7 protein-coding genes are annotated in these 7,292 nt (G+C 60.7%); all 7 read left to right on the forward strand.

Annotated features, from left to right (window positions below; all coding sequences use genetic code 11):
* Positions 1 to 62 precede the first annotated feature (62 nt).
* Positions 63 to 1,067 (forward strand): ligase-associated DNA damage response exonuclease, encoded by a 1,005-nt coding sequence (locus K0H47_RS18420; RefSeq protein WP_177071827.1) that lies wholly within the window; start codon positions 63 to 65, stop codon positions 1,065 to 1,067.
* Positions 1,064 to 2,698 (forward strand): ATP-dependent DNA ligase, encoded by a 1,635-nt coding sequence (locus K0H47_RS18425; protein WP_219273379.1) that lies wholly within the window; start codon positions 1,064 to 1,066, stop codon positions 2,696 to 2,698. Before K0H47_RS18420 ends, K0H47_RS18425 begins: the two co-directional genes overlap by 4 nt.
* A gap of 329 nt (positions 2,699 to 3,027) precedes the next feature.
* On the forward strand, positions 3,028 to 3,807 hold the full coding sequence (locus K0H47_RS18430) for a transporter substrate-binding domain-containing protein (RefSeq protein ID WP_003213667.1): 780 nt from the start codon (positions 3,028 to 3,030) through the stop codon (positions 3,805 to 3,807).
* A gap of 57 nt (positions 3,808 to 3,864) precedes the next feature.
* Positions 3,865 to 4,593 carry an ABC transporter permease gene (locus tag K0H47_RS18435; protein ID WP_063032870.1) on the forward strand — a complete coding sequence of 243 codons (729 nt, stop codon included), beginning with the start codon at positions 3,865 to 3,867 and terminating at the stop codon, positions 4,591 to 4,593.
* Positions 4,590 to 5,300: an ABC transporter permease gene (locus tag K0H47_RS18440; RefSeq protein ID WP_003209532.1), complete on the forward strand. Its 711-nt coding sequence runs from the start codon at positions 4,590 to 4,592 to the stop codon at positions 5,298 to 5,300. The genes K0H47_RS18435 and K0H47_RS18440 overlap by 4 nt, the downstream gene beginning before the upstream one ends.
* Before the next feature lie 9 nt (positions 5,301 to 5,309).
* Positions 5,310 to 6,428 (forward strand): succinylglutamate desuccinylase/aspartoacylase family protein, encoded by a 1,119-nt coding sequence (locus K0H47_RS18445; RefSeq protein WP_219273380.1) that lies wholly within the window; start codon positions 5,310 to 5,312, stop codon positions 6,426 to 6,428.
* A 13-nt stretch (positions 6,429 to 6,441) separates the two neighbouring features.
* Positions 6,442 to 7,206 carry an ABC transporter ATP-binding protein gene (locus tag K0H47_RS18450; protein WP_063032874.1) on the forward strand — a complete coding sequence of 255 codons (765 nt, stop codon included), beginning with the start codon at positions 6,442 to 6,444 and terminating at the stop codon, positions 7,204 to 7,206.
* Positions 7,207 to 7,292 lie beyond the last annotated feature (86 nt).

Consider the following 7,292-nt stretch of genomic DNA (forward strand, 5'->3'; position numbering starts at 1 on the left):
CGATAGAACTTCTCCACCCGCCCCCGCCTCATAATTAACAAGCCCACTTCCACGGCACGCCCATGGACCTTGTTATCGCCCGGCCCGAAGGCCTCTACTGCCCCGCCGGGGATTTCTACATCGACCCCTGGCGCCCGGTGGAACGCTCCGTCATTACCCATGCCCACGGCGACCACGCCCGCAACGGCAATCAACACTATCTGGCCGCCGCTCCCGGCGAAGGCATCCTGCGCTCGCGCCTGGGCCAGGACATCAACCTGCAAACCCTGGCCTACGGCGAAACCCTGCGCCACCACGGCGTCAACTTGAGTTTCCATCCCGCCGGCCATGTCCTCGGTTCGGCCCAGGTGCGCCTGGAATACCAGGGTGAAGTCTGGGTCGCCTCCGGCGACTACAAAGTCGAGCCCGACGGCACCTGCGCGCCGTTTGAACCGGTGCGCTGCCATACCTTTATCACCGAATCGACCTTCGGCCTGCCGATCTACCGCTGGCAGCCCCAGGCGCAGATTTTTGCCGGAATCAACGACTGGTGGCAGGCGAATATCGCGGCCGGCAAGGCCAGCGTGCTGTTCTGTTATTCCTTCGGCAAGGCTCAGCGGATTCTCCACGGCATTGACGCCAGCATCGGCCCGATCCTCAGCCACGGCGCGGTCGAACCCCTGAACCGGGTGTACCGCGAAGCGGGCATCTATATCCCCGAAACCCTCTACGCCGGCGACTTCAAAAAGACCGACCCTTTGTTGCGCCAGGCCTTGATCATCGCCCCGCCCTCGGCCGGCGGCAGCACCTGGATACGCCGCTTCGGCGACTACAGCGACGCCTTCGCCAGCGGCTGGATGCGCCTGCGCGGCACTCGGCGGCGGCGCGGGGTGGATCGCGGCTTTGTGCTCTCGGACCACGCCGATTGGCCCGGGCTGTTGTGGGCCATCGAGCAAACCGGCGCTGAACGAGTGATGGTCACCCACGGTTCTGTGGGCGTCTTGGTCCGGCACCTGCGGGAAAAGGGCCTCGACGCGCAAGGGTTCACCACCGAATACGGCGATGACGAAGAGGAAGTCACGTCATGAAGGCCTTCGCGGAGCTGTACGCCAATCTCGACGCAACCACTTCCAGCAATGCCAAACTCGCGGCCTTGCAGGCTTACTTCCTACAAGCGCCCGCGGAAGATGCTGCATGGGCGGTGTACTTTTTATCCGGCGGGCGGCCCCGGCAACTGGTGCCCACCCGGTTGCTCCGGGACATGGCCACCGAAGCCGCCGGCATTGAGCCGTGGCTGTTCGAAGAGAGTTATCAGTCGGTAGGCGACCTGGCAGAAACCATTTCCCTGCTGTTACCGGAATCGCCCCACACCTCCGACGACGGCTTGGCGGTGTGGCTGGAAGAAAAACTCCTGCCCCTGCGTGGCCTGCCGCCAGAAGAATTGGCCGAGCGCCTGCCCGCGTTGTGGGCCCAACTGGATCAACCGAGCCTGATGCTGTGCATCAAGCTGATCACCGGCAGTTTCCGGGTGGGCGTGTCGAAGTTGCTCGTCACCCGCGCCCTTGCGGCCATGGCCGGTCTCGACAGCAAACGCGTGGCCCAGCGCCTGGTGGGTTACACCGACCTGTCCAACCGTCCGACCGCCGAAGGCTATTTGAAACTGATCGCTGCCGAATCGTCCGACGAGCATGCGCAACGCGGCGGGCAGCCTTATCCGTTTTTTCTCGCCCATGGCCTGGCGCAACCGGTGGAGCAATTCGAGGCCCTGCTCGGCTCTCCCGCTGACTGGCAAGTGGAATGGAAGTGGGACGGCATCCGCGCACAGTTGGTCAAGCGCGAAGGCCGACTGTGGATCTGGTCCCGGGGCGAAGAACTGGTCACCGACCGTTTTCCGGAACTTCATGACCTGGAAAACAGCCTGCCGGATGGCACGGTGATCGACGGCGAAATCGTGGTGTGGAAGGGCTCGGTGCAACCCTTCGCCCTGCTGCAACAGCGCATCGGCCGCAAAACCCTGAGCAAGAAAATCCTCGAAGACGCCCCCGTCGCGGTACTGGCGTATGACCTGCTGGAACACCGGGGCGAGGACTGGCGCAACCACACCCAGGCCGAGCGTCGGGCACAACTGGAACAGGTGATCAGCGACTGCGACCAGCCCACGTTGCGGGCGTCGCCTTTGCTGACCGGCAACAGCTGGCAGGCCTTGGCGGAACAACGTGAAGCCTCCCGCAGCCTGGGCGTGGAAGGCATGATGCTCAAGGCCCGGGATGGCCTCTACGGCGTGGGCCGCACCAAGGACATGGGCGTGTGGTGGAAGTGGAAAGTCGACCCGTTCAGTGTCGATGCCGTGCTGATCTATGCCCAGCGCGGCCATGGCCGGCGCGCCAGCCTGTACAGCGACTACACCTTCGCCGTATGGGACGGCCCACCCGGCAGCCAACGCACGCTGGTGCCATTCGCCAAGGCGTATTCGGGGCTGACCGATGAAGAAATGCGCAAGGTCGACGCCATCGTGCGCAAGACCACCGTGGAGAAATTCGGCCCGGTCAGCAGCGTCACGCCGAGCATGGTGTTTGAACTGGGTTTTGAAGGGATTGCCCTGTCCAAACGGCACAAAAGTGGAATTGCCGTGCGTTTTCCGAGGATGTTGCGCTGGCGCCAGGATAAATCCGTCGAGGAGGCCGACAACCTGGCGACCCTGCAGGATTTACTGGCCTGACACGTCCCTCACGAACACCACAGATCAATGTGGGAGCGGGCTTGCTCGCGAATGCGGTGTGTCAGTCAATACATCTGGTGACTGATCCACCGAATTCGCGAGCAAGCCCGCTCCCACATTTGAAAACTTCAAACGCCCCAAAATAATGCATAGATTTATCAATGCCCATTTTCGGGCATTTCCTACTGGCACAACTCCTTAATCTCACCTTTTAAAACGACCATTCGGAACTATGGTGCAGAAATTGCTACTTGAGTCCGGTCTGACACCGTTCAGTAACAGTCCTAACCGCGCCACAAGCGCTTATCTTGGTTTCCAGGGATTACATAATGAAAAAAGCATTGCTGACCCTTTCTGCACTGGCTCTGTGCATGGCCGCCGGTTCCGCGCTGGCCAAGGAATACAAGGAATTGCGTTTTGGTGTCGATCCGTCCTACGCGCCGTTTGAGTCAAAAGCCGCTGATGGCAGCCTGGTGGGCTTCGATATCGACCTGGGCAATGCCATCTGTGCCGAGCTGAAGGTCAAGTGCAAGTGGGTCGAAAGTGATTTCGACGGCATGATTCCAGGCCTCAACGCCAACAAGTTTGATGGCGTGATTTCCTCGATGACCGTGACCGAAGCCCGTGAAAAGGCGATCGACTTCTCCAACGAGCTGTTCTCCGGCCCGACTTCCCTGGTGTTCAAAAAGGGCGCGAACTACTCCACGCCTGAGTCGCTCAAGGGCAAAAGTGTTGGCTACGAGCAAGGCACCATCCAGGAAGCCTACGCCAAGGCCGTACTGGACAAGGCCGGTGTGACCACCAAGGCCTACGCCAACCAGGACCAGGTGTACGCCGACCTGACTTCCGGCCGCCTGGACGCTTCCGTACAAGACATGCTGCAAGCCGAACTGGGCTTTTTGAAGTCGCCAGCCGGTGCTGACTACGAAGTCAGCAAGGCCATCGACGATCCACTGCTGCCGTCCAAAACTGCGGTCGGTATCAAAAAAGGTAACAAAGACCTCAAGGCCTTGTTGGATAAAGGTATCAAAGCGTTACACGATGATGGCACCTACGCCACCATCCAGAAGAAACACTTTGGCGATCTGAACCTGTACAGCGGCAAATAATGCCTGGGGCGCCCTTCCTCTGGAGGGGCGCTTTTTTATCGCCATAGGTCCTGATTTATGTTCGAAGATCTTTTGCAAACCCTGGGGCTCAGTGCCTTTAGCTTGAAGGGTTTCGGCCCGCTGTTGCTGCAAGGCACCTGGATGACCGTCAAGTTGTCAGTGTTTTCCCTGGCCGTCAGCGTGTTGCTGGGCTTGCTCGGCGCCACTGCCAAACTCTCCAGCCTGCCGTTCCTGCGGATTCCCGCACAGATCTACACCACCTTGATTCGCGGCGTGCCCGACCTGGTGCTGATGCTGCTGATTTTTTACAGCCTGCAAATCTGGCTGACCGGCTTTACCGACTTTATGGAATGGGACTACATCGAGATCGACCCATTCAGCGCCGGGGTGATCACCCTGGGCTTTATCTACGGTGCGTATTTCACCGAGACCTTCCGCGGTGCGATCCTCGCCGTGCCCCGTGGCCAGCTGGAAGCCGCCACGGCCTACGGACTCACGCGTGGCCAGCGGTTTCGCTTCGTGACCTTCCCGCAGATGATGCGCTTCGCCCTGCCGGGCATTAACAACAACTGGTGCGTGATGCTCAAGGCCACGGCCCTGGTGTCTATCATCGGTTTGGCCGACCTGGTCAAGGCCGCACAGGATGCCGGCAAGAGCACCTATCAGCTGTTCTATTTCCTGGTGATCGCCGCGTTTATCTACCTGTTGATCACCAGCGCGTCCAACTTCGTCCTGCGCCGCCTTGAACGGCGCTACTCCGCAGGCTCCCGGGAGGCAGTGCGATGATCGAACTTATTCAACAATACTGGCGCCCCTTCCTTTATAGCGACGGCCAGCACATCACCGGCCTGGCCATGACCATGTGGCTGCTCAGCGCCTCGATCTTCATCGGCTTCCTGGTATCGATCCCGCTGTCCATTGCGCGGGTGTCGCGCAATCGCTGGGTACGCTGGCCCGTGCAGTTCTACACCTACCTGTTTCGCGGCACGCCGCTGTATATCCAGCTGCTGATTTGCTACACCGGGATCTACAGCATCGCGGCGGTTCGTGCGCAGCCGGTACTGGATGCGTTCTTTCGCGATGCGATGAACTGCACCATCCTCGCCTTCGCCCTCAACACCTGCGCCTACACCACGGAGATTTTTGCCGGGGCAATCCGCAGCATGGCCCACGGCGAAGTCGAAGCGGCGAAAGCCTACGGCCTCAGCGGCTGGAAGCTGTATGCCTACGTGATCATGCCGTCGGCCCTGCGCCGTTCGCTGCCGTACTACAGTAATGAAGTGATCCTGATGCTGCACTCGACGACGGTGGCCTTCACCGCGACGATCCCGGATATCCTGAAAGTCGCCCGGGACGCCAACTCGGCCACCTACATGACCTTTCAATCATTCGGTATCGCTGCGCTGATCTACCTGACCGTGACCTTTGCCCTGGTCGGTCTGTTTCGTCTGGCGGAGCGTCGCTGGCTGGCCTTTCTCGGCCCCAGCCACTAAGGAGCCTTCATGCGTCATCAGATTCATCCACTATTGGCGCCGGTGCCGGGCACGGCGCGGCAGATCCACAGTTTCCACTTCGGGCCGGAACAGGCCGAAGGCAAGGTCTACATCCAGTCGTCGCTGCACGCCGATGAATTGCCGGGCATGCTGGTGGCCTGGCACTTGAAGGCGCGCCTGGCGGAGCTGGCCGCCGCCGGCCGCCTGCGCAGCGAGATCGTACTGGTGCCCATCGCCAACCCCACCGGCCTGGAACAGGTGTTGATGGACATCCCCCTGGGCCGCTACGAGCTGGAAAGCGGGCAGAACTTCAACCGTCTGTTTGTCGACCTGAGTGACGACGTCGGCAATCAAGTCGAAGAGCTGCTGGGGGATGATCCACAGCACAACGTCGAACTGATTCGCGACGCACTCACCATGGCGCTTGCGGCGCAGACACCCGCCACGCAGCTGGAATCCCAGCGCTTGGTGCTGCAACGCCTGGCGTGCGATGCCGACATGGTGCTGGACCTGCACTGCGACTTCGAAGCCGTGGCGCACCTGTACACCACCCCCGAAGCGTGGCCCCGGGTAGAGCCGTTGGCGCGCTATATCGGTTCGGAGGCCAGCCTGTTGGCTACCGATTCCGGTGGGCAGTCGTTCGATGAATGCTTCACCCTGGTCTGGTGGCAATTGCAGCAACGGTTTGGCGAGCGCTTCCCGATCCCGATGGGCAGCTTTTCCGTGACCGTCGAACTGCGCGGCCAGGGCGACGTCAACCACGGCCTGGCCAGCCTCGACTGCCAGGCGATCATCGATTACCTGATTCACTTCGGCGCGATCGGCGGCGACCCTACACCGTTGCCGGACTTGCCCTACCCCGCCACACCGCTGGCGGGCGTCGAACCGGTGGCCACACCGGTGGGTGGCTTGCTGGTATTCAGTGTGCTGCCCGGCGAATACCTGGAAGCAGGGCAACTGATCGCCGAAATCATCGACCCCATTTCTGACCGCGTAACGCCGGTGCATTGCCGCAATGCCGGGCTGCTTTACGCTCGTTCGCTGCGACGCATGGCCACTGCCGGGATGGTCGTTGCCCATGTCGCCGGCACTGAAGCCTATCGCAGCGGCTATCTACTTTCGCCTTGAGGATGCACGCCCCATGTACAAATTGACCGTTGAAGGCCTGCATAAAAGCTATGGCGACAATGAGGTGCTCAAAGGTGTCTCGCTCAAGGCCAAGACCGGTGATGTGATCAGTTTGATCGGCGCCAGTGGCTCGGGAAAAAGCACCTTTTTGCGCTGCATCAACTTTCTTGAACAGCCGAATGACGGCGCCATGACCCTGGATGGGCAGCAGATTCGGATGGTCAGCGACCGCCATGGGATGCGCGTGGCGGATGATGCGGAGTTGCAGCGCCTGCGTACGCGGTTGGCGATGGTGTTTCAGCATTTCAACCTGTGGAGCCATATGAGTGTGCTGGAGAACATCACCATGGCGCCGCGCCGGGTGCTGGGTTGCAGCAAGAAAGACGCCGAGGACCGGGCTCGCCGGTATCTGGACAAGGTTGGGTTGCCGGCGCGGGTGGCGGATCAGTATCCGGCGTTTTTGTCGGGGGGCCAGCAACAGCGGGTGGCGATTGCCCGGGCGTTGGCGATGGAGCCGGAGGTGATGCTGTTTGACGAGCCGACTTCGGCGCTGGATCCGGAGTTGGTGGGTGAGGTGTTGAAGGTGATCCAGGGGTTGGCTGAGGAAGGCCGGACGATGATCATGGTGACCCATGAGATGAGCTTTGCCCGCAAGGTGTCGAGCCAGGTGCTGTTTTTGCACAAGGGATTGGTGGAGGAACAGGGTGCGCCGGAGGATGTGCTGGGTAATCCGAAGAGCGAACGGTTGCAGCAGTTTTTGAGTGGGAATTTGAAGTAGCCGGTCGGGGTGGGGTGTATATCCGTTATTTAGGTAACGGCCGCCTATGGTTCCGCTCTTACAGCGGCTCACTTTTGAAGAGCGCA

Origin of the sequence: Pseudomonas sp. Xaverov 83 (assembly GCF_019352905.1) — a bacterium.
GTDB lineage: Bacteria > Pseudomonadota > Gammaproteobacteria > Pseudomonadales > Pseudomonadaceae > Aquipseudomonas > Aquipseudomonas yamanorum.